Annotated in this window: 25 protein-coding genes; 16 read left to right on the top strand and 9 right to left on the bottom strand. The window is 51.8% G+C overall.

Features of this window, described 5'->3' with window-relative positions:
• The first annotated feature begins 158 nt into the window (after window positions 1–158).
• The 3 genes from B212_RS0116740 (at window position 159) to B212_RS0116730 (ending at window position 3,347) form a co-directional block, all read left to right on the top strand.
• On the top strand, window positions 159–1,187 hold the full coding sequence (locus tag B212_RS0116740) for a glycosyltransferase (protein ID WP_019912079.1): 1,029 nt from the start codon (window positions 159–161) through the stop codon (window positions 1,185–1,187).
• Between the two features lie 97 nt (window positions 1,188–1,284).
• Entirely contained in the window at window positions 1,285–1,983 is a 699-nt protein-coding gene (locus B212_RS0116735; protein WP_028530887.1) for a response regulator transcription factor, read from the top strand.
• Window positions 1,980–3,347 (top strand): sensor histidine kinase, encoded by a 1,368-nt coding sequence (locus B212_RS0116730; protein WP_019912077.1) that lies wholly within the window; start codon window positions 1,980–1,982, stop codon window positions 3,345–3,347. Before B212_RS0116735 ends, B212_RS0116730 begins: the two co-directional genes overlap by 4 nt.
• Window positions 3,348–3,415: 68 nt before the next feature.
• On the opposite strand, the gene B212_RS0116725 is transcribed toward B212_RS0116730, so the two are convergent.
• A complete protein-coding gene (locus B212_RS0116725) occupies window positions 3,416–3,934 on the bottom strand; it encodes a C40 family peptidase (RefSeq protein WP_019912075.1) in 519 nt (172 codons plus the stop codon).
• A gap of 326 nt (window positions 3,935–4,260) precedes the next feature.
• Between B212_RS0116725 and B212_RS0116720 the strand changes: the two genes are divergently transcribed.
• The 9 genes from B212_RS0116720 to bacA all read left to right on the top strand — a co-directional run bounded on the left by B212_RS0116720 (window position 4,261) and on the right by bacA (window position 13,295).
• Window positions 4,261–5,727: a sensor histidine kinase gene (locus B212_RS0116720; RefSeq protein ID WP_019912073.1), complete on the top strand. Its 1,467-nt coding sequence runs from the start codon at window positions 4,261–4,263 to the stop codon at window positions 5,725–5,727.
• Entirely contained in the window at window positions 5,724–6,413 is a 690-nt protein-coding gene (locus B212_RS0116715; RefSeq protein ID WP_019912071.1) for a response regulator transcription factor, read from the top strand. The genes B212_RS0116720 and B212_RS0116715 overlap by 4 nt, the downstream gene beginning before the upstream one ends.
• 195 nt (window positions 6,414–6,608) lie before the next feature.
• Window positions 6,609–7,364, top strand: coding sequence for an ABC transporter ATP-binding protein (locus tag B212_RS0116710; protein ID WP_019912069.1), 756 nt, complete (start codon window positions 6,609–6,611; stop codon window positions 7,362–7,364).
• Window positions 7,339–8,088, top strand: a complete 750-nt coding sequence (locus B212_RS0116705) for an ABC transporter permease (protein WP_019912066.1) — start codon at window positions 7,339–7,341, stop codon at window positions 8,086–8,088. Before B212_RS0116710 ends, B212_RS0116705 begins: the two co-directional genes overlap by 26 nt.
• Before the next feature lie 2 nt (window positions 8,089–8,090).
• A complete protein-coding gene (locus B212_RS0116700; RefSeq protein WP_019912065.1) occupies window positions 8,091–8,846 on the top strand; it encodes a COG4705 family protein in 756 nt (251 codons plus the stop codon).
• 102 nt (window positions 8,847–8,948) lie between these two features.
• The gene (locus B212_RS0116695) at window positions 8,949–10,133 is read left to right on the top strand and encodes an MGDG synthase family glycosyltransferase (RefSeq protein ID WP_019912064.1); all 1,185 of its coding nucleotides are present in this window, start codon (window positions 8,949–8,951) and stop codon (window positions 10,131–10,133) included.
• Window positions 10,120–11,322: an MFS transporter gene (locus B212_RS0116690; protein WP_019912063.1), complete on the top strand. Its 1,203-nt coding sequence runs from the start codon at window positions 10,120–10,122 to the stop codon at window positions 11,320–11,322. The genes B212_RS0116695 and B212_RS0116690 overlap by 14 nt, the downstream gene beginning before the upstream one ends.
• A 107-nt stretch (window positions 11,323–11,429) precedes the next feature.
• On the top strand, window positions 11,430–12,368 hold the full coding sequence (locus B212_RS0116685; protein WP_019912062.1) for a hypothetical protein: 939 nt from the start codon (window positions 11,430–11,432) through the stop codon (window positions 12,366–12,368).
• A 108-nt stretch (window positions 12,369–12,476) separates the two neighbouring features.
• The gene (bacA, locus tag B212_RS0116680) at window positions 12,477–13,295 is read left to right on the top strand and encodes an undecaprenyl-diphosphate phosphatase (RefSeq protein ID WP_019912061.1); all 819 of its coding nucleotides are present in this window, start codon (window positions 12,477–12,479) and stop codon (window positions 13,293–13,295) included.
• Between the two features lie 21 nt (window positions 13,296–13,316).
• Here bacA and B212_RS31680 read toward each other — a convergent pair whose 3' ends face one another.
• On the bottom strand, window positions 13,317–13,772 hold the full coding sequence (locus B212_RS31680; protein ID WP_051128176.1) for an alkaline phosphatase family protein: 456 nt from the start codon (window positions 13,770–13,772) through the stop codon (window positions 13,317–13,319).
• Between the two features lie 365 nt (window positions 13,773–14,137).
• Between B212_RS31680 and B212_RS0116670 the strand changes: the two genes are divergently transcribed.
• Genes B212_RS0116670 through mprF form a run of 3 tightly spaced genes read left to right on the top strand, consistent with a single transcriptional unit; the run spans window position 14,138 to window position 18,314 of the window.
• Window positions 14,138–14,857, top strand: a complete 720-nt coding sequence (locus B212_RS0116670; protein ID WP_019912060.1) for an ABC transporter ATP-binding protein — start codon at window positions 14,138–14,140, stop codon at window positions 14,855–14,857.
• Window positions 14,854–15,615 carry an ABC transporter permease gene (locus tag B212_RS0116665; RefSeq protein ID WP_019912059.1) on the top strand — a complete coding sequence of 254 codons (762 nt, stop codon included), beginning with the start codon at window positions 14,854–14,856 and terminating at the stop codon, window positions 15,613–15,615. Before B212_RS0116670 ends, B212_RS0116665 begins: the two co-directional genes overlap by 4 nt.
• Before the next feature lie 47 nt (window positions 15,616–15,662).
• Window positions 15,663–18,314 carry a bifunctional lysylphosphatidylglycerol flippase/synthetase MprF gene (gene mprF, locus B212_RS0116660; RefSeq protein WP_019912058.1) on the top strand — a complete coding sequence of 884 codons (2,652 nt, stop codon included), beginning with the start codon at window positions 15,663–15,665 and terminating at the stop codon, window positions 18,312–18,314.
• A gap of 461 nt (window positions 18,315–18,775) precedes the next feature.
• On the opposite strand, the gene B212_RS0116655 is transcribed toward mprF, so the two are convergent.
• The 6 genes from B212_RS0116655 to B212_RS0116630 are packed head-to-tail and all read right to left on the bottom strand — an operon-like array spanning window position 18,776 to window position 25,480.
• Entirely contained in the window at window positions 18,776–19,906 is a 1,131-nt protein-coding gene (locus tag B212_RS0116655) for a YheC/YheD family endospore coat-associated protein (protein ID WP_019912057.1), read from the bottom strand.
• Window positions 19,888–20,409 (bottom strand): GNAT family N-acetyltransferase, encoded by a 522-nt coding sequence (locus tag B212_RS0116650; RefSeq protein WP_019912056.1) that lies wholly within the window; start codon window positions 20,407–20,409, stop codon window positions 19,888–19,890. Before B212_RS0116650 ends, B212_RS0116655 begins: the two co-directional genes overlap by 19 nt.
• A 30-nt stretch (window positions 20,410–20,439) precedes the next feature.
• Window positions 20,440–21,552, bottom strand: coding sequence for a YheC/YheD family endospore coat-associated protein (locus B212_RS0116645; RefSeq protein ID WP_019912055.1), 1,113 nt, complete (start codon window positions 21,550–21,552; stop codon window positions 20,440–20,442).
• Window positions 21,549–22,922, bottom strand: a complete 1,374-nt coding sequence (locus tag B212_RS0116640; RefSeq protein ID WP_019912054.1) for a YheC/YheD family endospore coat-associated protein — start codon at window positions 22,920–22,922, stop codon at window positions 21,549–21,551. Before B212_RS0116640 ends, B212_RS0116645 begins: the two co-directional genes overlap by 4 nt.
• A 13-nt stretch (window positions 22,923–22,935) precedes the next feature.
• Window positions 22,936–24,102, bottom strand: coding sequence for a YheC/YheD family endospore coat-associated protein (locus tag B212_RS31670; RefSeq protein ID WP_019912053.1), 1,167 nt, complete (start codon window positions 24,100–24,102; stop codon window positions 22,936–22,938).
• Between the two features lie 10 nt (window positions 24,103–24,112).
• Window positions 24,113–25,480 carry a YheC/YheD family endospore coat-associated protein gene (locus B212_RS0116630; protein ID WP_019912052.1) on the bottom strand — a complete coding sequence of 456 codons (1,368 nt, stop codon included), beginning with the start codon at window positions 25,478–25,480 and terminating at the stop codon, window positions 24,113–24,115.
• A gap of 219 nt (window positions 25,481–25,699) precedes the next feature.
• On the opposite strand from B212_RS0116630, the gene B212_RS0116625 reads away from it, so the two are divergent.
• On the top strand, window positions 25,700–26,044 hold the full coding sequence (locus tag B212_RS0116625; RefSeq protein ID WP_019912051.1) for a YlbF family regulator: 345 nt from the start codon (window positions 25,700–25,702) through the stop codon (window positions 26,042–26,044).
• A 126-nt stretch (window positions 26,045–26,170) separates the two neighbouring features.
• On the opposite strand, the gene B212_RS0116620 is transcribed toward B212_RS0116625, so the two are convergent.
• A complete protein-coding gene (locus tag B212_RS0116620; RefSeq protein ID WP_019912050.1) occupies window positions 26,171–26,746 on the bottom strand; it encodes a hypothetical protein in 576 nt (191 codons plus the stop codon).
• Window positions 26,747–26,905: the final 159 nt, after the last annotated feature.

Genomic DNA, 26,905 nt, shown 5'->3' with positions numbered 1-26,905 from the left:
CCGAAATTAATATTGCCTAAAGCCCGGTTTTTAGTTAGTCAAATAATGCCACCGGTCAATGTCGTCCGGTGCCCGGTCAAGATTTGTTTAATTGCATAGCTTAATGTATCCCTGAACCTGCAGGATAACAACGAAGAGCTGAAGGGAGCTCGGCTATAATGAAAAAGACCGTTAAGCTTCCAGAAAATAATAAATTAACAATTGTACAAGTGATCTCAAATTATCCGCAAGCCCAGCCTCTGCCTTCTGTTAAGGGAGGGACTGAGAAAATTGTATATGAGCTGACGGAGGAACTGGTTAGACGGGGACATGAGGTCTATTTATTTGCGGCTTCGGGGAGCCGGAGCAAGGCAAAGCTTATCCCTTATCCAAAGGGGCTTAGGCATGAAGGCCTCGCGAGATTTGTACTGGGCAGAATTCCTGAGGGGACGGATATTATCCATGACCATTCGTTCCGTTCTGCGCTTGGCACAGTGAATCCAAGGATTCCTACAGTGTGCACTGTCCATATCCCGGTCAAGCGGCGGGTCAGGTATCCCGTATACGTAAGTCAGCGTGCCCGCAGGCTACTCGGAAACAACAAAGGCTTATACGTTTATAATGGGATAAACCCTAGTGAATATGAATTTAGCACAGAAAAACATGAATACATGTTGTTTCTGGGCAGGATTATTCGTAATAAGGGGGTATTGCAGGCCATACAAGTTGCTGAGAAGACGGGGAAGAGGCTGATTATCGCCGGCCCGGTAAAGGCCCCTGATTTTTTTCGGAGAGAGGTTATCCCGCGCATACGGAACAATCCGAAGATCCAATATGTTGGGCCTGTGGGTGGAAAAGTGAAGCAAAAGCTGATCAAGCATGCGGAATGTGTGCTGTTCACGTCATTATGGGAAGAACCCTTTGGTCTTGTAATGGTGGAAAGTATGGCTTGCGGTACTCCGGTGCTGGCACTCAGAAGAGGCTCGGTGCCGGAAGTATTGTCCGGATTTCCTGCTCTGATCTGTAGTACTGTGAATGAAATGGCAGTAAAGGTCCGTCAGAAAAAATATCCTTCTCCGCACCTTTTGAGAGGGTATGTTCATACACGGTTCACCAATAAAAAAATGACAGACAGTTATTTGAGGATATATCACGAAGTTCTTAAGAGGAAATCCGGCAATCAAAATGTCAATCCAGTGCAGGATTAACATGAATAAGAAATGAAACTGGACAGGATACTACTCCCAAACGGGTGGTTCCTGTCTATTTTTCAGCTTAAGCACGGTAGCGAAGGGGGATATGAATGTGGAGCAGTCCATATTGGTTATAGACGATGAAGCAAAAATCTCCCGGCTTCTGGAGCTGGAGCTGACTCATGAGGGGTATCGTGTTGAAATTGCTGAAACCGGCAGAGAGGGATTAGAGAAGGCACTCAGTCAGGAATGGGAGCTCATTATTCTTGATATTATGCTTCCTGAGCTTAACGGAGTGGAGGTCTTAAGAAGATTAAGGAAAGTGGATGCTTATACTCCTGTGATTCTGGTAACTGCCCGCAATACCACCTCTGAAAAAGTAGCAGGGTTAGATCAGGGAGCTAATGATTACATCACGAAGCCGTTTGAAATTGAGGAGCTGCTGGCCAGAATCAGAGCCAATATCAGACTTCGCGGAACCCTCCCTTCTCCGGTGGAGTCACCCGCCCATATTCAAATTGAAAATTTAATCATTAATAAAAATACGAGAGATGTGGTTCGTGAAGGCCGGAAGATTGAGCTTACCCCCAAAGAATTCGATCTATTGGTTTATCTTACAGAGAACAAAAATCACGTGCTTAACCGCGGGCAAATTATTAATCATGTTTGGGGGTTTGATTTTGTCGGTGATACGAATATAGTCGATGTCTATATCCTTTATGTGAGAAAAAAGATTGACTCCGGTTTCAAGAACAAGCTGATCAAAACTATCCGCGGGGTTGGTTATTGCATCAAGGAGGGGGAGGAGTGAAGCTTGGAACAAAAATCACTTTACTGACTACTCTTTTGCTTATTGGCATTTTATTATGTGTAGATCTCGCAGTGTATTCATTATTTATTAATAATGCGGCTCAAAATGCAGGTGAATTGCTGCTGGGCAAATGGGAGCCTATTGTGGAACAAGCAAGATTGTTGAATGTGAAAGCCCGGGATTCACTACTCTACGATTCATTAACGGAAGATAACGTTATTCGGATTACTGCGGCCGGTTCAACTGCCAAACGCAATATCTCCAAGGGTGCTGATTTTAATCTGGATGGGATATCGGTTAATTATAGCGCTACTAAAGGCATCAGGCTTCTGCAGAAGGAGGACAAACGAATACTTGTGGTCTGTATTCCTGTGTTCAGTTCTAACGGGAGCTTGACCAGGTTTGAATTCGCGGAGAAACTGGATGATTTGGAGACCAACATCCGTATTCTGGTTACGACGCTGACATTCACTACCTTCGGAGCAGTACTTCTGAGTATGCTGGGTGGAAGCCTGCTGTCCCGTACAGTCGTGAAGCCCATCGCAAGCAGCATCCGGACAATGAAGGAGATCGAACGAAGTCTGACTTTCAAGAGGATTCCCGTTAAGGGGCAAAGTGCTGATGAACTTTTTGAAATGACAGAAACGTTTAACCGGATGATGGACAGGCTGGAGGAGAGCTTCTGGAGCCAGCAGCAGTTTGTTTCCGATGCCTCCCATGAGCTCAATACAACTCTAATGATTATAGAAGGGTACTCGAATATGCTCAGACGCTGGGGAACTCATGATACAAAGGTGCAGGAGGAGGCGGTGACCTCCATTTATGAGGAAACTAAACGCATGAGGGTGATGACACAACAGTTGCTCAATCTGGCCTCCTCCCAGCAAGGCGGACAATTGATGCTCCAAGCTGTGGATCTGATACACACCTGTGAACAAGTGATTACCCACTTCAAGCAGTTAAGCACGAGAAGAATCATCCTGCATGCAGAGGAAAAGGATATGGTGATTCAAGCGGATCACAGTAAAATGAAGCAGCTATTAATTATTTTACTGGACAACGCCTTGAAATACAGCACAGCCCCGGTAGAAATACATATAGCTAGACAAGCGGAAACCGTTCAATTTATCGTTAAGGATTACGGAATCGGAATCCCCCCGGGAGAAGTAAAGCATGTATTTGAACGGTTTTACCGTATCGACAGCTCGCGTCACAGAAAGACAGGGGGAACAGGCCTGGGCCTGCCCATTGCCAAGTCGATTGTGGAGGAGCATCACGGATGGATTCAAATTGAGAGTAATAAGGGGGCAGGGACGGAGGTTATTGTGAAGCTCCCGGCAGTGCTTCCCATCCAGAATGCTTGACCGTTATATAGGTCCAGATAGACAAACAAGCCGTCTCTGTGTATGCACAGAAACGGCTTGTCCCTTCTTTATGGCAAGACTCTGCGCGCTGTTGCGTAGTGCGAGTTCCACCAGCCTGTGTTCAGAGGAGTGACGGTGACGCCCCCTTTTCCAAACGTGTGCAGCAATTTTCCATCGCCCATATAGATGGCAACGTGATGAATAGGGGAATAGAAGAATACAAGGTCTCCCGGCTGAAGCTGATCCCTCGGTACGAATGTGCCGACAGTGGACTGCTGTTTGGAAGAGCGGGGAAGAGTTATTCCACTCTGTTTAAATACAAACTGTGTAAAAGAGGAGCAGTCGAAAACATCGGTTCTTCCGGATTTAGCTCCGAATTGATAGGGAACTCCTTGATAGGTTAGGCCCGTCGAGATGATTTGATCCGCAATAGTTGTAGCTGAAGCTGAAGTTGAAGCTGTAGCTGTAGCTGCATAGGCCCTATTGGTGTTGTCCAAAAAACCTGTCCCGGCTGAAAGCAAGGCTACCCCTAAGCTGACTCCAATACTCAAATTGCGGAGACGTCTTTTTTTGTTAGCTGTATTCATATGTTACCTCCCATTTCCTGTGTTTGGGTGATCACCTGAACAAACTCTATCACACATAAATGAAGCAACATTTACCAAGTGCTGAGGAACCGCTGAGTACGTATGGCTTTTTTCCCTTTTATTAGAGTACGATTAGAATTTTCACATCTGCTTCTTATTGACAGGGTATAATGCATCGGGATGATTAAATTAATAAACGCTTAAGAAAAGCTTCATGACCAGTTTATACTTGCGGAGTACATTAGACTTACCATTGCGGCATGACTTACGGATGCTGTGTGAAATGTCGTATGATAGGAACTAAAAAGGCAGGGGGATTACCGGATATGTCGATTCGCTTGAAATTTCTCCTGTCCTATGCGGCGATGCTGGTGGTACCGCTGATTTTGCTGTTTCTGACAGCCATGCTGCTGACCATTGTCTATCATGGAGATGTACAGAACCTGAAAAGCACGTATGAGAATAGATTTGAAGGCATGGAAGAGAGCGACACCCGAAATCTCATTAAGATTACCTTCATGCAAAATTCGAATTTGCTGACAGATACCTCTTTTCTGGATGATTTATCGGCGGATATGCTCAAGAAGAATACTTCAATATTTATCCGCTCCGGGAGCAAGACGCTGTATGCTTCAGCGGATCTCCTGCAGAAGCAAGGGTTAACCGGGAAATTGCCGGACTTCAAGGAAGCCGGCTCTCATAACGAACCTTTTCGGCTGAAATATAACAATGACTGGTATCAAATCGCCCAATTTGATATGTTAGCCAATCATTCAGAGCCGGTCAGCATTTTTCTGGTGAGCACCATTGATCCTTTGGTTCACTTTGTGAGAACCTTTTTCCCGATTCTGTTTCTGAGCACGGTAGTCGTCCTCCTGCTGACCCATACGCTGCTGACGACCTATATGTCGAGAAAAATTATCCGTCCCTTGCTGGAGCTGCGCAGAGCGGCCCGCCGGGTGAGCGAAGGGGACCTGGATTTCAAGGTAGAGGTTGGCGGCAAAGACGAGCTGGGGCAGCTTGGGATGGCTTTTGAGGAGATGAGGTCCAGACTTCAGCAGTCGCTTGTTGTGCAGCAGCAATATGAGACGAACCGCAAAGAGCTGGTTACGAATATTTCCCATGATCTGAAGACACCGATTACTGCCATTAAAGGGTATGTCGACGGGATACTCGAAGGCGTGGCGGATTCACCGGAGAAAAATGAAAAATACATGCGGACCATTGCCGCCAAGGCCGGTGAGATGGACCATTTGATTGATGAGCTGTTCCTGTATTCGAAGCTGGACATGCAGAAGCTGCCCTTCTCCTTCGAGTCTCTGTTTATTCTGCCTTACCTGAACGACTGGGCTGAGGAGCTGAAGGTGGAACTGGAGAAACGCGAGGTGGAGCTGCACATTGCCATGAACGGCGGGGAAACGGCACGGGTGTCGGTAGACCGCGATTCGTTCAAGCGTGTGCTGGGCAACGTCATTCAGAACAGTCTGAAGTATATGGATAAGCCCGAGAAAAGAATCACGGTTCAGACCTGGGTAGAGGGCGATCGCTTTACACTGGCTATTGGGGATAACGGGCCGGGGATTCCGCCGGAAGCCGCCGCGCATATCTTTGAACGCTTTTACCGGGCCGAGCAGTCCAGAAATACCAATACCGGCGGCAGCGGCCTGGGCCTTGCCATCGCCAAGCAGATTCTTACGGAGCATGGGGGAGCGATTTATGCGGACAGCCGGGAAGGCGGGGGCACAGTGATCCGCATTGTTTTACCGATTGAAGAGGGGGGCGCAGGACAGTGAAGCGAACGATACTGATAGTGGAAGATGAGCCTTCGATTGCCGAGCTTCAGCGGGACTATCTGGAGATGAACGGATATGAGATTGAAATCGCCGTTAATGGCGAGCAAGGCCTGGAGCTGGGTCTCAGCGGAAAATACGAATTAATCGTACTGGATGTCATGCTGCCCAAGCTGAATGGCTTCGAGGTATGCAAAAAAATCCGCGACGAGCTGGATATTCCCATTCTTATGGTCACCGCCAGACGGGAGGATATTGATATCGTGCGCGGCCTTGGCCTTGGCGCAGATGATTATATTACCAAGCCCTTCAAGCCTGCGGAGCTGGTAGCCAGAGTTAAAGCCCATTTATCCCGTTATGACCGCCTGAAGGGCCGCGGATCATCCACAAGCGAGCTGGAAATCAGGGAACTCAGGCTGAATCCGGACTCGCGCCGCGCTTTTGTCAGGGATGAGGAGGTTTCGCTGACCACCAAGGAGTTTGATCTGCTCTATTTCCTGGCTTTGCATCCCAATCATGTCTTCAGCAAGGATCAGCTCTTTGAGCGGCTATGGGGTGTGGATTCCCTGGGGGATACTCAGACGGTTACGGTGCATATCCGTAAGCTCCGCGAGAAGATTGAAGAGGATTCGGCAAATCCGCTATACATCGAGACTCTTTGGGGCGCCGGCTACCGGTTCCGCTCCTAATAATTCTTAATATTGCAGTCAGTCAAGCCAGAGATCGCCTTCGGGAGGATGCTCCGGCTTTTTTGTGTTCGGAATGGCCAATGGAGTTAAGAATTATTTAAGGGTCTGTTCACAGGCACTTTAGATTTATCCTTTACTCTGATTCTGCGGGAATATTTACGGAACAGGGCTTAAGTAACGCAAGGGGGATAAGTTATGGAAAGTATAGCCAAGCTAACAGGTGTAAGCAAGGAGTTCCCGAACGGCAGGGGGATTAGCGGTGTGAATCTGGTGCTGAACAAGGGAGATATCTACGGATTGCTTGGACCCAACGGGGCCGGTAAAACCACGCTTCTCAAAATGCTGACCGGACTGATCTCTCCGAGCTTTGGGAGCCTCTCGTTGTTCGGACAAGAGCTGGAGCAAGCCTTCGCGGCGAATATGCGGAAGGTAGGCTGTATGATCGAATCGGCTGATTTCTACGATTATGTCACAGCAGGCCAATATTTGAAGCTGAATGCGGTTTTTTATCCTGAGCTTTCACCGAAGCGGATTGACGAAGTGCTTGAGGCCGTGGATCTTGCTGCTTATGCCAGGGACAAAATCAGGCACTTCTCCACGGGAATGAAGCAAAAGCTGGCGATGGCCTCGTCAATCCTGCACCACCCGGAATTCGTGATCTGGGATGAGCCGACGAACGGGCTGGATATCGAAGGTGTGGTTCATTTCCGGGCCTTGGTCAAGCAATTGTCTGCTGAGCAAGGAATCACCTTCCTGATTTCCAGCCACATGATTCATGAACTGGAGCAGCTCTGCAACAGGGTGGGGATTCTGCATCAAGGCGTGCTGGTGCGCGAAGGTTATGTGCATGAGCTGCTTACGGACAACACCTCTCTTGAGCAATACTACATTTCCGTGCTGGAACAGGGAAAGGAGCTGATGGATAATGGACGGCCTGACAGCAGGACTTAGAAACGAACTGCAGCTTATGCTCTACCGCAAAAAAACGATTGTCCTCCTTCTGGTATCCATCATTATTCCAGTACTGCTGGTTGGGCTGTTCCATTCTCTGCAGCCGGTTCTGGGGCTTGTGGCGGTCAGCCCTTCCTATCCCGTTCAAATGCTGGAAATCTACACCTTGTTCGTGATCCCTCTGTTCATGATTGTGGAGATTGCCGATTTGTTTCCGCAGGAAATATCATCCCGCACTTTGAAGCTGGCCCTGCTGCGGCCAATCACGAGGCTCGGGGCATACACCGCCAAATTCCTTGCCCTTGGCATCGCCATCGGCGCCCTGCTGCTGCTCCTGGGAACGGTAAGCACTCTGTGCAACCTGCTGTTCGGAACTCCCGGCACGGGAGGCCTTAATGTCTTCAGTATGCTGAAAGCTTACGCAGCAGCGTTTCTGTCCATGTGCTCCCTTGCTGCATTGTTTGTGTTTACCGCTCAATTTTTTCGCAGCGCCGGCGGATTTCTGGTCACTTCCATTCTGTTATACACCGGAGGCAAAACCGTTCCTTACTTCTTCAGCGGCTTCTCCTATTTTTCGGTCACCTCGTATACAGATTGGTATTCATTATGGTTAAGCCATACCTTTTCCACAGGCAGACTCGCCAATACTTCATTATTTCTGCTGGCCGGGCTGCTGATGTTTTCCACGCTGGGCTATATTCTATTTGAACGTAAGGAGGTATAGCTATGAATGAACGCCAACTATGGAACAAGGTTCCGCAGGTTACGATTTTTTTCTGGATCATCAAAATTATGGCCACTACAGTGGGGGAAACAGCAGCAGATTTTCTGAATTTCAATCTCAATTGGGGTTTGACCCTCACAACTCTGGTGATGACCGGGCTGCTGGTAATCTCTCTGTTCTTTCAGATGTCTGCCGTTAAATACGTGCCCTCAATCTATTGGCTGGCCGTTGTGCTGATCAGTGTGGTAGGAACACTGATTACGGACAACCTTGTAGACAATCTCGGAGTTGCGCTGCAAACGGCAACGATATTCTTTGCACTGGCGCTGGCGGTGACTTTTGCAGCTTGGTATGCCAGTGAGAAGACGCTTTCCATTCACTCGATTACCACCAAAAAGCGGGAGGCCTTTTACTGGCTGGCCATTCTCTTTACCTTTGCTTTGGGTACCGCAGCGGGTGATCTGGTTGCCGAAAGTCTAAACCTCGGGTACTTCGTCTCCGCACTTATTTTTGCCGCACTCATTGGTGTTGTAACGCTGGCGCACTTCCGCTTCAAGCTGAACGCTGTCATAGCCTTCTGGATAGCTTATATATTGACCCGTCCAATGGGGGCATCCCTTGGTGATTATCTGTCGCAGCCCCGCAGCGCCGGGGGACTTGAACTGGGTACGACCGGAACCAGCCTTCTCTTTGTCGTAATCATTCTGGGTCTGGTTCTATACTTAACAAAAACAAGGAAAGACCAGCTTACACTGTAAAAATTTGTTCCCAGAGTTAATACTCCATTAAGAATCCCTTCACGATCCTTTTACGATTAAGGGTTAGAGTTAAAGAAGGCCAAGAGAAAAAAGGAGCTTTCTATGAACCGGAATCCTGCAGTGCTTATTGTGACCTCCAAATTTGGAGATGGTCATGTCAAAGTGGCAGAAGCTATCGAACACTCTTTTAAATCCAGAGGACTAGACCGGGTGTATACCGTTGACCTGTTCGCTGAAGTTAATCCCCGGCTCAATGAGCTTTCGCGGAGATTCTATTTGAACAGCACCTTTCCTGCTCAAGAGCTCTATGGGCTGCTATATGAAATAACGAGCAGCATGAAGCCGGGACGTGCGATGGGCAAGCTGCTTCATTCCCTGGGGAAACGTAAGGTGCGGCAATTGCTTGAAGATCTCCGTCCCGATGTTATTATCCATACCTTCCCGTATCTGGCCGCTGCCCAGCTTGCCGAAGAAACGGACAGCCAGGTTCCGGTATTTACCGTCATGACGGATTACGTCCTGCATGGGAGATGGATGCATCCGCATACCACGAAGTATTTTGTTGCATCCGAGTCGCTGAAGACGGCCCTGCTTGCAGCAGGAGCCGCAGAGGATACGCTGGTTGTGAGCGGTATTCCGGTGCGCCATCCGTTTGAACAAATTCAGGATCGTGAGGAACTTCTCGCGAAGCACGGGCTGGATGGCACCCGGCGGTATCTTCTGCTGGCGGCAGGCGCATATGGCGTACTGTCGAATATCGGCGGTCTGATCCACAGCGTGCTGGATCAATCCGGCTTCGATGTCATTGTCGTGTGCGGGAACAACCATAAGCTCAAGGCAGCTACTGAGAGCATATTCAAGGCTAACGACCGGGTCCATGTTCTGGGCTACACCGACAGAATGCATGAGCTGATGCACATCTCCTCTTGCCTGCTGACCAAGGCTGGCGGCATCACGCTGACGGAGGCGCTCTCCCAGCTCCTTCCGGTCATCGTCTATCGTCCGCTCCCCGGTCAGGAGGCAGGGAATGCGGCGGCGCTGGCGAGCGAGCGGATTATTGATGTGGCGCTTGATGAAGAACAATTGATTGCCCAGCTTCTTCAACTTGACAATCTCGAGTATAGAGAACAAAGAAAACAATTGATGAGAGAATTTGCCCGAAAAGCTTCTGCGGAGCGGATTGTCACCGAAGCTTTGGGTGTTATCGAGCAGCGGCAGCCGTTCGCCGGGCAGGCGGCGCAGCAACTCCTTGAAGGGCAGGTGCAAACCATTCATGGGTATCTCTAAAGCAAAGACAGGACAGATGACGTCCTTTACCCTGCTGGCTGTCATTCTTTTTTTCATCGAGTGGGTCAGAGGGGCTGTTCTGGTTGCTTATTTACCGGCTTATACGCTTATGGGCTGGGGACTGTCCGCATCCGTTGTCGGAATCGCGGTATCGGTTCATTACTTGACCGACAGTCTCATTAAAGGGCTGGTTGGTTATCTGCTGGACAGATTTCCGGGAAGGCTCGTGCTGCATGGCGGCTTTCTGCTGGGCTTCACCGGTCTCCTGCTTATCGTAACTACGCATAGTGCGTGGATTCTTATTGGCGCCTCCGCTTGTCTCGGGGCAGGGCTGTCCCCGATCTGGATTATCTGCATGAGCCAGATCAAGGAAGAGAACCGGGCGCAGCGGATGGGGACCCTCTATGTCTATTGGATGGCCGGTCTGGGCCTTGGTCCGGTTACGATGAATCTGATCATCGGCCGGAGCCTGCCGCTGGCGCTGTGGATTATTGTCCTATTCCTTACTGTAGGCTGGGTCATTGCCGCTTTTGTACATCTGGAAAAGACAACTGTCACGCGGATACATTCCTCCTTGGGAGAACAGTTCAGTGCATTGTGGAGCAAAGTGAAAAACGGCGGCTTTCTGCTCCCGGGCATGCTGCTGCAGACCACGGCCGGCGGAATGCTTGTCCCCTTTTTAACCAGCTACGCTGTGAAATATTTGGGCCTCTCCCATTCCCAGTTGTCTGTTGTGCTGTTAACGGGCGGGGCAGGGGTTGTCCTGCTGCTCGTTCCTATGGGCAAATGGTTTGATCATGCCGGCGGAAGATGGTTTTTGGTGTTGGGCTTCGGAATTTTCTCAGTGGCCTTGTTCGGCTTGACCGGAGTCAGTACCTTCAGTGGCGCTGTAGGGCTGGCGCTGCTGCTTGGATGCGCCTATGCGGCTCTGCTGCCCTCCTGGAATGCTCTGATGGCCCGCTATATTCCTGAGGATGCGGCGGGGATAAGCTGGGGGCTGCTGTTCTCTATAGAAGGGTTAGGCGTGGTGGTAGGTCCATTAATCGGCAGTTGGCTGGCAAGCATCGGGAATGAATTGCTGCCTTTTCGGGTCAGTGCCGTGCTGTTCGGGCTCATCAGTGTTGTCTATCTGCTGTCGCCCGCGCGTTTATTTGCCCGCAGGGAGAAGCTGGCTGAAATTAATCCGTGATCCGCTATAATTTAAGATTTATTTAATAGTCTCTTCACTGCGAATTTAGGATTGTCGCTTAGGCTTGGATGGCAAGATAAATTCAGCAGTGGAAGGAAGGTTAAGGAATGAAGAAAAAGTGGCTGTTGACCGGAAGCGCGGTCGGAATTAGCGGTGCTATTATGTTAGCCACCGGACTTACGGCATTTGCAGGGACCTCGGGCTATGAGGATTACAAGGCTGCGCTTAAGACTACCGCGCAGAATCTGACAAGTGCTACGATTCAGGCAGATGCTATTCTTAAGGATAATGGTTCCCTGCTTAGCCAGGCCCAGAGCAGCTTGAAGGCAAGCCGGCAAAATGAAGCCGTGAGCGGAACCGTCAAGATCAGCGGAAAAGCAGGCGCACAGACCATCAGCCTTTACAGTCAGCCTGACGGACAGGTCTGGAAGAGCGATGCTTCGGATGTGTATTATGTGAAGCAGGACAAGGCAGAGAAGGATAATCTGGAAGCAGGGAAGGGGACCAAGGACGGGAAGTGGTTCAGCTCCCAGGAAGAGACGGTCATTGACGCTTTGATCGGAAATTTGAAGAATGAGATCACTTCCACTGCGGGAAGTGATGGTTCCAAGGATATTTCGCTTCAGCTAGACAGCGCACAAATCCCGGCTGTGGTGCAGGCCCTCGCGCCGGTTGCTTTCAAGCATCTCGCGGATCAGTCCAAATGGGAGCATTCCACTGACAGCGGCAATGCCGCGAAGCCAACCGATCCTGAGGAGCTGTTCCGGCAAAATCTGCTTAGCGCCAAGGATATTGCGCTGACAGATGGCGTGCAGATTCAAAACATCAGCCTGCATGCGGTCGTTAGTCCGGCCAATGAAATTCAGCGCCAGCAATTTGCCATCACATTTACCGGACAGGATGCCAAGGGAGCTTCTCATACATTAACTGCAAGCCTGGATGTCCAGTTGTCTGCCATTAATGGCACAACTCCTGATTCCATCGACTTAAGCGGCAAGAACGTGCAGCCGGTGCAGGACGAGCATGAGGGCAGACACCACGAATAAGACCGGTTAAGCAGGCTAAACAAAACGCGGATAAGAGCAGTATTGTTCTTATCCGCGCTTCTATGAATAGTCCCGTCAATCATTACAGCAGAGAGGAGCTATCTATACATGCATGACTACATCATTGCTATCATTCAAGGCATTGTCGAGGGGATTACGGAATTCCTGCCGGTATCCTCCACAGGCCATCTCATATTAAGTGGAGAGCTCCTTGGATTCACAGGAGATAAAGCCGATACCTTCGAAATTATCATTCAGCTTGGAGCTATTCTTGCCGTGGCCGTCATTTACTGGCGGCGGATTCTTGGCTTGCTGGGTCTCGCAAAAGTGGATTCCGGGAACGGAAATACGAATTCGAAGCAGAAATTGAACCTGATCCATGTCATCCTGGCCTGCTTGCCCGCCATGGTGCTGGGCCTCGTCCTGCATTCCTTCATCAAAACGTATTTGTTCTCTCCCTATACCGTGCTGGCAGGACTCGTACTTGGAGGCTTGTTCATGCTGTTTGGTCAATACAAACGCACTGCAATACAGGCTGAGGACATTGATCAGCTATCCTACAAGCAAGCGTTCACCATCGGTTTGTTCCAGTGCTTGTCCTTGTGGCCGGGCTTCTCCCGTTCGGGAGCGACGATTGCCGGGGGCCTGCTGGCAGGTGCGGGCTACAAAGCTGCAACCAATTTCTCCTTCCTCATTGCCATTCCGATGATGGTTGCCGCAAGCGGCTATGAGCTGCTGAAAAGCTACCATACCTTAACGGCAGCCGACGCCGGATTTTTTATCACCGGATTTATTGTCGCCTTTGCCCTAGCCCTGCTTGCCGTGGTTACCTTCCTGAAGCTGCTTGAACGGCTGAAGCTCGCACCGTTTGCTTACTACCGGTTTGTGCTTGCTGCGGTATTCCTGATCTATATGATCAGCAAATAATTAAAGGCTAGTGCTGCATTCTTACCTTATTTTGATGGGCTGGGCAGCTTTGCTTTTTCCAAGGGTGTTCAGTCCATACATATCTTCAAGGGTGCGGAGCAATGAGTAATGGTTTGTTTTTACGGTATAAGTGCCCTTCTTGACGTCAGCGCCAACTATAAAGGTCGGTATTTTGTTATGCTCGCTCATATCGTCTTCATCCCAGGTAACAATTAGAAGGCTATTGTGGTTAGCGGCCCACGCGGCATACGCAGACAGATGGCTCTTGAGCCACTGATCCGCTGTTTTAATGCTGCCGTCATGCATATCATTGTTTAGGTTCGGTATAACAAAAGAAACGGTAGGAAGCTGATTGAAATCCTTGGGAAAGCTGGTTAACGGCATGTTGATGCTGGACGGCAGATTGGAGAAATTGACCCAGGGGTTATGTTTTTTTGCATACTTTGTTCTCAGATCATAAGGACCGGTATATCCCACATTGGGCAGCTGTTCATATATGGAGCTGAGGGGTTGTTCAGAATTTTGTGTGAGGAATGATTTTCTTCGACGACAATGACAATATGATCATACGCGGATTTTGCAGCCGGAGCCGCCCCGGCAGTAGCTGCTGAAACGGGATGAACGAGGGAGCCCGCTCCCAAAGTGCATAAAGCTATTGAAGCAATGATCAATTTCGATTTAAACATATTTCTTCCTCTTTTCTGGGCAGATTGCTGGAATACTCTTCATACTAAACTGGAAGTATTAAAATTTTCTTAATTCGCTGAATGCATATGATGGACTAAATGCTTATAATATAGGGTGCTGATTTTAGATAGATAAGTTGAGAGGGGAGAGGCACTGTGAGTGCTGTGTTTGAAATACATAATCTGGCTAAATTTCATTGGGAGGCCGGGGAGCAGGGGGCGGACAGGTATTTGTTCTCGCATATCGCCGCTGAGATCACTCAGCCGGAACGGGTTGCGCTTATCGGCGCTTCCGGACAGGGTAAAAGCACGCTGCTGCGGATATTGGCCTTGCTGGACATCCCGGATGAAGGAGATTTGCTGCTGAACGGCACTTCCTATACAATCTCGAATTCTCGTGAATGGAGAATGGCAGTAGCCTATGTAGCCCAGCAAGCGGTAATGCTGCCCGGCAGCATCGAGGATAATTTGCGTACGGTCAGCAGGCTGCATGGACAGCCGTATGATGCTGTACTTAGTGCGAAACTTATAGAGCAGCTTGGACTTGATCACCTGGACCTTGCCAAAAAAGCGGAGGATTGCTCCGGGGGAGAGAAACAGCGCATCTCATTAATCCGCACGCTGCTGCTTCGGCCAAGCATTCTTTTGCTGGATGAGGCTACAGCTTCACTGGATGTTGACAGCACAAGGAAGGTCGAGGCACTGTTGCTGAACCGGCATAAGGAAGAAGGGACAACTCTGATTTGGGTTACCCATGATCTGGAGCAGGCCCATAGAATCAGCAATCGGACATGGGTTATGGAAGAGGGCGGGCTGCAGGAATACAGCAGTACCGCTTATTATGACCGGACCGTGGAAGGAGCCGTGCATTCATGACATTAACCGCATTAAGCTTTACGCTCCTGTTTGTTATGGGAACGATGCTGGTCTCCATCTGGCAAAAGCTCGGCCTGGAAAAAGATATTGCGATTGGAACCATACGCTCAGCGGTTCAGCTCCTGGCGGTTGGTTATGTGCTGCAGTTTATTTTCCAGGCGGAGCATATGATTTATGTCGTCTTGATTATAATTTTTATGATCGGTGTCGCCTCATGGAATGCTGCCAAGCGGGGCAAAGGACTGCCCGGGCTGGTCTGGAGAATTGCCGTGGCGATCTCAGCAATGGAGCTTCTGATGATGGGGATACTGCTCGGGCTGCACATTATTGAGGCCACCCCGCAGTATATCATTCCAATCAGCGGAATGACCATCGGCAGCGCAATGGTTGTCTCCGGGCTGTTCATCAACCACCTCAAGCATGAAATGCAGCAGAACAAGGGAGAAATCGAAACCCTGCTGTCGCTTGGAGCCACGGCTCAGCAGGCCATGCAGAAGGTCAGGGCAAGAGCCGTGAAATTCAGCATGATCCCTACGATTGACGGCATGAAAACTGTGGGCCTTGTGCAGCTCCCCGGCATGATGACCGGGATGATCATTGCCGGAGCCGATCCGGTTATAGCCGTACGCTACCAGATTCTGATCGTATTCTCCTTCACCGCCTCCGCCGCAGTTACAAGTATGCTGCTGAGTGTGCTCATCTACCGGCTGTTCTTCACCGCCGATCTGCGGCTGAAGCTGCCGGGGGCTGTGGATTAAGCACTATGCAAATAGGGAAGCATAGGTGGTGAAAGCGAGGCGCGCCTATGAACCGGTTCCGGGAAATTCTTCGACGATTGCAGATTGTACGGCTATTCTCAGCTCTTTACCGTTATAAGCTGGTTCAGATCCTTATTCCTGCTGCAGTGATTCTGTTCATCTACTGGGAAGGGCAGAAGGAGTTTCGAAGAATTGACTGGGCCGGTACGCTTCACATTCTTCACCATATGAAGGCGGAGACTGTACTCCTGCTGTTTGGATTTGCGCTAATCGCGGTTGCAGCGGTGAGTCTATACGATTTTGTTCTCCGGCGTCATTTCCAAATTCCGCTCAGTGCCTGGGAGACCTTCCGATATGCATGGATTGCTAATACCTCCAATAGTGTCATCGGCTTCTCCGGGATTGCCGGAGCCGCTTTGCGGACCTTCCTATACCGCAAGCGGAATATTCCTGCGCAGACCATTACTGCATCCATCGCTTTCCTCTCCACAATTACAATCACCGGCCTTTCTGTGCTCTCATGGGCTGGCATTCTCGGCATACTGCCTATGCAGCCTGTCCTGCAGTCTCATCCCTGGACGATCTATGCGGTATGGGCAGCCGCCTTGTATTTGCCCGGATATTTGATATTGCAGCGTACGCCGTTTTACGCAAAGTGGCTGAACCGGAATCTGCCCCGGATGGATGCAGCTACAATCGCAGCCTCTGTCGTTGCTTCCTTATTGGAGTGGGCCTTTGCGGGAATCTCCTTCTGGCTGATCGGCTCCTGCTTTCTACCCGGACTTTCTCTCGCACAGGCACTTGGCATCTATACACTCTCCGCGATTACCGGCCTGCTCAGTATGGCTCCGGGCGGTATCGGCGGCTTCGATTTGACCGCTCTGCTGGGTCTCCAGCAATTGGGTTATCCCTCCGACAAGACGGCAGCCGTCCTTGTTCTATTCCGTCTGCTGTACTACCTGTTCCCCTGGTGGATCGGTCTTGTTCTAGCTGCATTTGATTTTGCCAGGGGCCGTGAAGGAGAGGACGGGCGAGACAATGCGGGCTACGAGAGCGTGTTGAACAACTGGCAAAAGATATGGCAATTTCCATCCCGGCTCGGAGTTGTCGGGGAGATCGGGGCCTGGTCGCTGGGCAAGCTTGTATTTGCAAGCGGCATCGTGCTTTTACTCTCCGCAGCTACGCCCGGCCTGCTCAATCGGCTGCGATTTGCCGAGGAGCTGCTGTCGGCTCCGCTGATGAGGCTGTCCCATCAATTAAGCGTAATCATTGGCCTGTTGCTGCTCGCATTGTCCTGGGGCATTTCGCATCGGGTAAAACGGGCCTACCGGCTGACTCTTTTCTTTCTCTGTGCCGGTGCGCTGTTCACATTCACCAAGGCGTTTGATTTCGAGGAAGCGATCTTCCTGCTCATTGTGGCATTGCTGCTGTGGATATCACGAAACCGGTTTTTCAGAGTCGCTACACCCTTTGACCCGGGAAAGGCAGCCCTTTGGGGACTTGTAACGCTTCTGGCTGCCTATGTCTACGACTTGATTGCTACAGGGATTCCGCCTGCGATCCTAAAGCATTGGCCTTCGAATGCGAAGCTAATGTGGCTCATTAACCCGAAACAGCATGCCGCGGCTGCGATTGCAGGTCTGGTAATGGCCTGGCTGCTGATCACACTTTTTTTTATTCTCAGGCCCAACCGGTTAGCCAATAAAGGGGCTTCTGCTGAAGAGCTGTCCAGATTGCACAAATTCCTTGAGCACGAACAAGGCAACCTGCTGACCCACGTATTATTTGCCGGCGATAAAAGCTTTTTTTGGGCATGCAACGATCAGGTGTTGATCCCCTATGCCATTGTCCGCAGGGAATTTGTCGTGCTTGGTGATCCCATTGGCAAAGGGAATTTGGTCAGTGAAGCCATTCAGGAAAGCCAGCGTTTTGCAGACCTGTATGATTTAACAGTTGTGTTCTATCAGGTTTCTCCGCAGTACCTTCCAATTTACCATGAGAATGGCTACCGTTTCTTTAAATTGGGTGAAGAGGCTTTGGTTTCTTTGGAACACTTTACCCTTAGCGGTAAATCAGGCGCAACTCTGCGCAGTGTAACTAACCGGTTCGACCGTGAAGGCTTCCGCTTTGAGGTGGTGCAGCCGCCCCATCCGGAAGATTTAATGAAACAACTGTATGACATTTCGCAAAAGTGGCTGGATGGAAAAAAGGAAAAGGGATTCTCGCTCGGCTGGTTCGATGAGGACTACCTGCAGCAGTCCACACTCAGTTTATTGTCTAGTCCGGGTGGCGACATCCTTGCGTTTGCCTCTTTGGCACCCGGCTATGATAACGGCAGCACACTGTCAGTGGATCTCATGCGCCATCTTCCGGTTACGCCTAACGGAACAATGGATCATTTATTCGTCAGCCTGTTAAAATGGGCGAAGGCACAGGGGTATGCGTACTTTAATTTAGGTATGGCCCCGCTATCAAGCGTAGGGCAGACTCAGTCCGCCATCCGGGAAGAGAAGCTTGCCCATTTAGTTTTTAAGCATGGAGGTCATTGGTATGGATTCCTGGGCCTGAGAAAATACAAAGAAAAGTTCTCTCCGGTCTGGGAGCCCCGCTACCTCGCGTATCCCTCTTCGGCTTCGCTGCCGGTCCTTTTGCTGGAACTGGTAAGGCTCATTGCCCGGCGGCCGGGAAAAAGGGATTGATTAGAAGGAATCTCAATCTACAGGTATTGCTGCTCAGCTCCCAGGCGCCCTGGCCGTTCTTTTGCACGAGCATGCGGTAGTCGTGATAATGTCCGCTTGGGCAGACGTATCCTAACGGACCGCATAGCCTTTATTTTCCCGAAAGAGATACATTTAGCGAGCTAGCGGACCGTAACGCGCTTATCGTCTCTTCGGCAGGTATATTTGGAGTGAATTTCTGCCCATAAAGGCGCTGGAGTCCGTTGACTTACGGAAAAATGACTTCCATTGGAAATAAGAGCGGCTCAGTCCGTTTACAAAGACTCAGAGGATAAAGTACCGGGTCACCTGGTTTCTGTAACTACACTCCCAATTTATTTTGCCTTTATATTATCTGATCAAAATTAGAAAAGAAGTTAATCGCTAAATAACCGCCCCTCCGCATATACAGGGGCGGTTATTTGTCATGAGTACCATTTCCTCTATTCCTCAACCGCCTTAGCCGAACTCGGCGTGTTCTTGTTCTTATACACCCACAGCGCATATTCCAGCGGGCGCTGGAGCGCCTTGCGGTAGGTGGCGCTGTCGCCTGAGCGGGCGAAGACCTCGCGGGCCGGCTTGGGGTTGACCTCCAGCACGTATATTTTGCCCTCGCGGTTAATGGCAAGGTCCAGCGCCAGCTCGCAGAGGGCGCCGAAGCTCTCTTCCAGGAAGGCGGCTGCATCTATTCCCAGCTTCTCGGCTGTCCGCATCGTTTTGTCGGCCTTCTCCGGACTGCCGAGCCACTGCCGCAGCAGCTTCTCCGCACGGATGGCGTGACCGCCGCCGTGGAGGTTGGAGGTCACGCTGCGGGCGGCGCCGACTCTGCCGGCGATGCCGGTCAGCTCCCAGGCGCCCTGGCCGTTCTTTTGCACGAGCATGCGGTAGTCGTGGTAACGTCCGCTGGGCAGGCGCAGCGGGATGCCCTGCTGCACCAGGAAACGTCCGCCAAGGCACCACTGGCGCACGATGGAGTCCAGACGGGAGAGCGACACCTTGCGGGGGGCGATGATCTGCCGGTTCTGGCGGCGTCCCTGGATATCGAAGAGGTTCTTGCCGTTCTGCTGCCGTTCAATCCGCAGGATACCGCGTCCGCCGGTGCCGTTAATCGGCTTGACATAGACGACCGGACTGAACTTCAGCATCCGGTGCAGATCGGCGGAGGATTGATAGAGCAGGGTTTCCGGCAGATGCTGCCGGAAACGGCTGCGCTGCGAGAAGGTCTGATGTATCGTCCATTTATTACGCAGCGGGCGGTTGAGAAAGGTCAGGTGGTTATAGCGCTCGCGGAAGCGCAGCAACTGCTGGAACCTCTGGCTGCGCTGAATCCGGCAACGGTCATAGATCATATTCGGGAATGAGCGCCATTTGCGGGACCAGGTCCCGCTTTTCACATCGAAGACCAGAGCATGTATCTGCTCTTTGCTCGTATGCACATCGGCAGGAGTGAAGACAAAGACATCCAGCCCCATTCGGCTGCCTTCAATAATCATCCGCCGGTATACAGTTTTTTCTTCGAGCTGCCTGGCTTCATTTAAATACAACGTGAGGATGCCTAAGACGGGCTCTGGCACAGGAGTTCACCTTCTTGTGGAAGATTTGCCGTATGGCTGCCGGATGTCAGCGGCGAACGGAACAGCAGGGTAGGTTTTCCGGTTGGGCCTGTTGTCAGCGCCACTGCAGCAAGCCCGCTATGGAAGCACATCTTCAGGCTGGCGGGGTTGTCGCTGGCTACGGCGCACTCCAGGCGGCCGAGCCGTTTGAGCTGCTCGGTCAGCAGCGCTGTCCCGGTATGCCTGTTCCGGTATAAGGGATGGACAGCGACAAGACAGGCGTCCTTGCCGTAGCCGGACACGAAGCTGACGCCAGCGAGCTGGCGTCCGTTCTGGCCGCGTACGGTGGCGACCAGCAGGGATACGCCGGGCAAAGCGAGCTGCTCCGGCGTCACTCGGGCCAGCACCCTGCATCCGCGAAGCGTAATCCGCTGCTCCCCGTATTCCCTCAAGAACTCCAGCAGACCGGTCAGCCTCGATTTCCACCGTCCCGGGTCACTGTCATAGATGGAGGATATCTGCATGGTGTGTCACTTCCTTTACGGTTTCTGTCACTACTTGCTTTGGCGGGAGAGATGCTGGCTGTATTGAAAGATCCGTTCCAGCGACAGCTTGCGGATTGCCGGCTCATCGAATTTCATCGGCCGGGAGTTGGCCTCGAAAAACCACAGCCCACCGTCCTCATCCACGCCGAGATCCATCGACATCTCTCCGAGCATTGTTTCGGAGGCCCGTTCAATCTGCCGGGCAATCAGCAGTGCGGTGGTGGGGACATTCTTCAGAATCGCTGCCGTCCGCTCCTCCCCGAAGGTTCCTTCCAGCATGTTCGCAGGCTCCTCGATACTGCCGCCGCGTGGTACATGAGTGGTGATGCTTCGGGCTCCGGCCAGCCTTGCGCCGATACCGGTTACCGCCCAGGCGCCTCTGCCGTTCTTCTGCAGCAGCGCGCGCAGATCAAAGGGGCGCCCATGGTACGTGGCGAGCCCAATGGCCTGCTGCACTATATAGCGGGAGGCCCCTTTCTCCTTGCCGATTCGCGCCCAGAGACGGTCTATAGAGGCTGCTTTGTAGGTCACATTTTTTTTGCCGCTCTGAATCTGCAGCCGGTAGGGCAAAGAAGTGTCCGAACGGTATTTCAGCCGCATGATTCCTTTGCCGGCTTTGCCATTCTCCGGCTTGAGGTAGAGGCTGTCATGGTTTTTCAGCATGGCAATCAGCGTATTCGCACTGCGCAGCCGTCTCGTTTTGGGCACATGCTTGGAGGTTGCGCGCGATTCCTTCAGCCACTCAAATAAATGCCATTTATTAAAAAAATGCGGATTATACAGATGGATATCCGGATGCATCAGACACTCGGAAATTTTGCGGGCGACAAGCGCCTTCTCCTCATCATCGCGATTCGGAATGCGGTTGTAAATGACCTGCGGCAACGGCATAGGAATGCTGTACCAAAGCTTGCCGCTTGCGGAAGGAACATAACCGCTCACAACTTTATCCTCCAGCTTCAGATCGCGGACAGTGACGACATACACAAGATAACCCATGTCCTTGCCGGTGCGGATGATGTCGCGGAAATTTCTCCGGTTGCCGCGAAATTGCCGCAGTCTGTCGCTGGTGGTCAGGATGGCGATAACGGGTTTGCCCGGGTCCGGGATTCGGATGCTCACAGTTCATCCCTCCTGCGGAATTTACTGAGATACAGACAATGCTCCAGAATGTGCTCAACGGAAGCTTTGCCTTCAGCACGCAGTGAAGGATGGCGGAAGATTGAACGTCCCGGCTTGGCGTTAGCCTCGAACATCCAGATGTCCTCATCCTGGTCAATGCCAAGGTCAAAACCGATTTCTCCGAGCAGATGCCGGTGCTGAATTTCCAGAGATTCCGCCAGTTTTACGGCGGTAGTCTTCGCCCGCTGCAGCACTTCGTCCGCCCTGGCTCCGAAGACGCGGCCCAAGGCCTGCTGCGGGGTGAGCAGTGCACCGCCATTCTTGAGATGTGTGGTGACACTGCCCCGGCCGGCTTTCTTGGCACCGATTCCGACAACGACCCATTGGTTGCTGCCGTTCTTGTGCATATGAAAGCGGAAGTCAATCGGGCAATTGTCAATTTCAATGAGGCGGATGCCTTGCTGCACCACATAGTTCTGCAGGTTCTGACCATGCCGGCTGCGCAGCATCCGCATCAGGCTGTCGAAGGTGGCGAAGCGCAGCAGCACATTTCTGCCGCCCCTCCGGTAACGGGCAAAATACCCCTTCTTGGGCAAATAGGTCAGACGGTATATTCCGTGTCCCAGGCTGCCGGCTGAAGGTTTGTAATACACGAAATGATGCCGGTCAAGCATGTCGCGCATCTTCTCTGCATTCGGGTTACTGTGCGTTTCAGGCACGAAACGGCCCGCAGAGCTGTCATTCTCCAGCAACTGGTAAATATCTGATTTGTTGAAAAAGCTCCAGTTAAAGTATGGAATTCTCTTGCGCGCGAACCTCTCACGCAGTTGATTGATGTAGGGCGAGGTCTCGGCTTTGCGGCTGGGCAGCCGGTTGTAGACGACATCCGGCAGCGGGACCTGCTTGCGCTCAAATTTGCCGCTTGCGTTCAGAAAATAGCCGTTCACCTGCTCCTGCTGCCAGTCTATGTCACGCGGCGTGAAGGCGAAGATGTAGCATTTGTTGCTGCCCTCGCGCAGCAGTTGCTTGATGAAGCCGGTCCGGGAGCCAAAAGGCTGTGAAGAGGAGGCGGGGCCGTCAGACAACACGCCGACAAGCGGTCCAAGCTGAACCTCGTCATTCTGCAGATTTCGGAGAAAGATGCCGCCAGATTTAGGGATTTTAATTGCACTCTTCACGCCCGAGGCGAGGAACAGGTGCTTCCCGGCGCGTTTGATCGGCTTGATCATTGCCGGTACCGCATCCTTGCCGAGCCGCAGGCGGATATTTTTCTTGCCGGACAGTTTCAGGCTTTTCATCAATTCACCCGAAACATAGACGACTCTTTGGGGCTGCTTGGTGAAATGCACATTGCAAAAAGTGAGACCCATTTATGAATCCTCCTTAGGAACCATTGATATCATTCTCCCGTTTGTAACGGAGCGGTCCGCCGGCAAATCTCTGATTTGCCGCTGACGCAAGAAGCAGATGACGCGCATAGCGCAGCGGGTTCTCGGCGGCGAGCTTAGCAGCCCGGCGGTCGCCCGTCAGCCGGAATACCGTGCGCCCTGGCTTGGAATTGGCTTCAAGCAGATAGATTCTGCCACCGGCATCAAGGCCGAAATCTAGGCCGAGCTCCCCCAGTCTGCCGCAGGCTTCTTCCAGCAGGGGAGGCAGCAGCGCTGCGGCTGCGGCAAGTTCTTGGAGCAGCTCATTTCCGTAATATCCATATTCATCTGTCAGGAAGGGCAGGGGAGACACTGCCGTTCCACCGCCATGCAGATTCGAGGTGAGCGAGCCGCGGTTACCGAGACGCACGGCCATGCCGGTAAGCATCCAGGCCCCGCGGCCGTTTTTTTGCATGAGCACGCGCACATCGAACGGCTGTCCAAGGCTGTTGGTCAGATGCAGGTAAGGCTGTATAATATAGCGGCGCGAGCCGATGAAATCATGGACCCAGCCCAGCCCTTCACCCAGCGTGCCGAACACATGCTGAAAGAACACGTTTGCTCCGTCCCTTCCGCGAACACGGATTCCCCCGCCTTTACTGTGCGGCAAGCGTACAGCGTGCAGGGTGCGTTTGCCATGCGAGCCGGCTTGGGGCTTCAGGAAAACGCCTTGCTCTCTTTCCGCAAGCATGGCGGCGAGCTCCCGGGTCCCCCTGTAGAGCCTGGTCTCAGGCAGCATAGCGGAAGCTTTGCGGCTCTGCCGCAAAATTTCATACACACGCCATTTATCGGGCAGTCCGCGTGACCAGGGAAGGGAGCGTGAAAGAGCGGCAAGGGCCGTGGCCGCAGCTCTTTTGTCCTGAGGACTTGAATACAAGCAGCGGTTATAGAGAACGTCGGGAGGAGAAGCCAGCGTAGGCTCCCATTGCCCCTCATTCCAGGTATAGCCGCTTATGGATCGCCCGTCTCTGGATACGCCATCCGGGTGAAACACGAGGACCTTGAGATCATACAGCGGGGCCGCCCGGCAAAGATGTGTGCAGAACTCCGGCTCCGAGATAGGGGGATTTCCTTGGCGGCGGCCTGTCATGATGCCCAGGAACCCCATTGCTGTTTCTGTCATGATGTCCTCCTTATAACCCGGCCAGATAGCGGCAATATAAAATCATTTGTTTGACGGAAGGCCTGATCTTCTGATCATTCAGCGGTGTGTTGTCATTCTTGGATGGCTTGGAGTTGACCTCCAGAAGCCAGATTCTTCCCGATTGATCGAGGGCGAGGTCAATTCCAAGCTCTCCGAAATGCGCCGGGATATAGGTTTCGACGCCTCTGGCAATAGCCAGGGCTGCCCGGGGAAGCTGAAGCTGTGTGCTCTCCTTCAGACCAGAGGGCAGATTGCTTTTGGAGATGGCCTCACGCACTGTACTGAGTGTCCCGCCGCGGGCCAGATTCGAGACAAAATGGTTGCTTCCGGCGGTACGGGCGACAATGGAGGTAACCCCCCATTTGCCGGTGCCGTTCTTCTGCACCAGCGCCCGGAAATCTACCGGACGCCGACCCAGCTCCATCAAGGGCAAGCCCTGTTGAATCTGGTAGCGGGTGGTTTTCATCTTGGGGGCGATGGCTTGGAACAGCTTTGCCAGAGTAGGAAAGCTAATCTTGCGTGTGCCCAGGGGTGTGGTGGACAGCAGCCGGTAGCCGCCGCCTTCTTCCCTGGAAATGCGCAGAATGCCTTTTCCGAGACTGCCGCGAACAGGCTTGAGAAATACACTGGAATAGCTGTTGCACATCTTCTTCAGGGTGGCGAAGCCCTTCAGGGTATGGGATTCCGGCAAATACCGCTGGAGGGCGGTGTCTTGGGCAAGCGCTTCAAAAACCTCTGTCTTGTCAAGGAACTTCTCATTGAAAAAATGTGTGCCATAGCGGGATTTTACATCCGCCAGAAAATGCTGTACGCTAGGTTTGTTCTCAACCTTTCGTGTTGTAAGCCGATTGTTGATCACATCGGCCACAGGAAGAGTCAGCTTCCGCCAGCCCTCGTCGTATACCCAGCCCTGAACGGAAGAGCTGTGCGTTTCCAGCGCTTCCGGGGTGAAGAAATATACATAGGCGCCCTGTGCATGGCAGGCATTGGTCAGCTCCCGGCAGAACATAGTGATCGGGCCGAACAGTCTGTCGGGATGATCCGGATGGTCGCGGCTTACCAGCACTCCAATTAACGGACCGAGCCGTAGAATGCGGCTTCCCGAGGTGTAGGACACATTAAGCATAAGTCGTTGTCTGAGCCCAAGCCGCCGCGCCAGTGCCTCACTTATGCGCAGACTCTCGGCTTTGGGAACCGGAATGACTGTGACCTCCTGCCGGAAAGAGCCGAAGGTGAGCTGGAGTGTCCCGTTTGCCGGTATTTTGAGCCTCTTCATTGATTTGTCGCCAAGCATTACAGTGTTTTCCTGCAGGATGCCCGAGTGGACCGTTTGGACCGGGATCTTGAGCTTAGACATCTTGGATCTCCTTCCGGTAGGCAGCATGATGCCGGCAATATGAAGCTTAAGAATTACATATCATTCATCATATGGAGACATCTGACCCTTGGTGATTGACCTACTCTTCAAAAAGCCGTTCCGGACGGATTAAATCTCTCGTTTGGAAAGAACAAAAGCAAATGTTTTCGGAGTGAACCCGCATAAGGGGATGTGAACCAAATTTTAGGAGGAATAATAATGAACGTAATTGATAAGGCGCATGAATTGGCGCGGGCCATCAAGGACAGCAGTGAGGTAACGGATATCAGAAACGCGATGAAGGTGATTGAGGCGGACCAGGAGAGCAAGCGGATGCTGGATAACTTCCGGCAGAACCAGATTGAGCTGCAGCAGCGGATGATGAACGGAGAGATGCCGCCGCAGGAGGAAATGGAGCAAATGGAGAAGCTGTTTGAGGTGCTGAACCTGAACTTAGGCATCCGCCGCCTGTTCGATGCGGAACGCCGTCTCAGCGTGGTCATTGAGGATGTGAACAAAATTATTACCGATAGCTTATCGGAGATGTACGGCGGCGCACAATAGGCTTCGCCATTTGTACGGATGGTACAAGCCGTGCGCAAGCAACAGGAGGGTGTCCCTCAGCCATTTGGCTGCTGGAGCACCCTCCTGTTGTGTCAGCGACAAATCAGAGTAGACGCGTCGCCCGCCCTATTCCTGCTTGCCCTCCACAGCGCAGAGCAGAATTCCGGCGGCCAGACCAAGTCTGCGGTCGAGCAGCCCTTTGCGGTCCTCGGAGAAGTCGGCGATAATTTTGGTGACGAAGGGATTGAAGTTCTGACGGAAGGCGGGAAAGGTGGTGTTCCCAAGCTCAATATTATATTTCTGCGGAATCAGTGTAATAAAACGCCGCAGGAGCGCCATCGCCGTACTGTCCTCCTTAATCAACCCGATTTCGGTATCCCTGCTGTCCAGCAGCACCCACTCGTCCTTCACGATGGATTTGAGCCCTTTGCGGCGCAGAGAGCCAAGATGTTCACCGGTCTCTGAATCCTGCACGTCATACGTAGCGCTGAAATCAATCACATTCCGGGCCTTGATGCGCAGCAGCTCTTTGGTCATGGTCTCATCGGTATAAAGGGCGATGTCCTCCTTCAGCTTGAACGCTTTCATCTGCGAATACAGCACAAGCTCCTCCGAGCTATTGTAGATATGGAGCTTGGCTCCCATGATAGAGAACACCTTTTTACGGATAATGTACTCTGAGTGGTTATATGCGTTATTCAAATAAAATCCCTCCCTGAAATGCCTCCATCATCTCACATCGCAGCCGTTCCTGCTATGCCCAAGCCTACACTTTCCATATTTTTTCCCGGCTTGTCTCATAATTCCGGCAGCCTGTTCATAGAGTAGAGATATAGATTCAATTGAACAACCCTTGAGAGA

It is taken from the genome of Paenibacillus sp. HW567, from assembly GCF_000374185.1.
Lineage (GTDB): Bacteria > Bacillota > Bacilli > Paenibacillales > Paenibacillaceae > Paenibacillus_AQ.
Note: the sequence above shows the minus strand (reverse complement) of the source record. Positions and strands in the feature narration are given on the sequence as shown.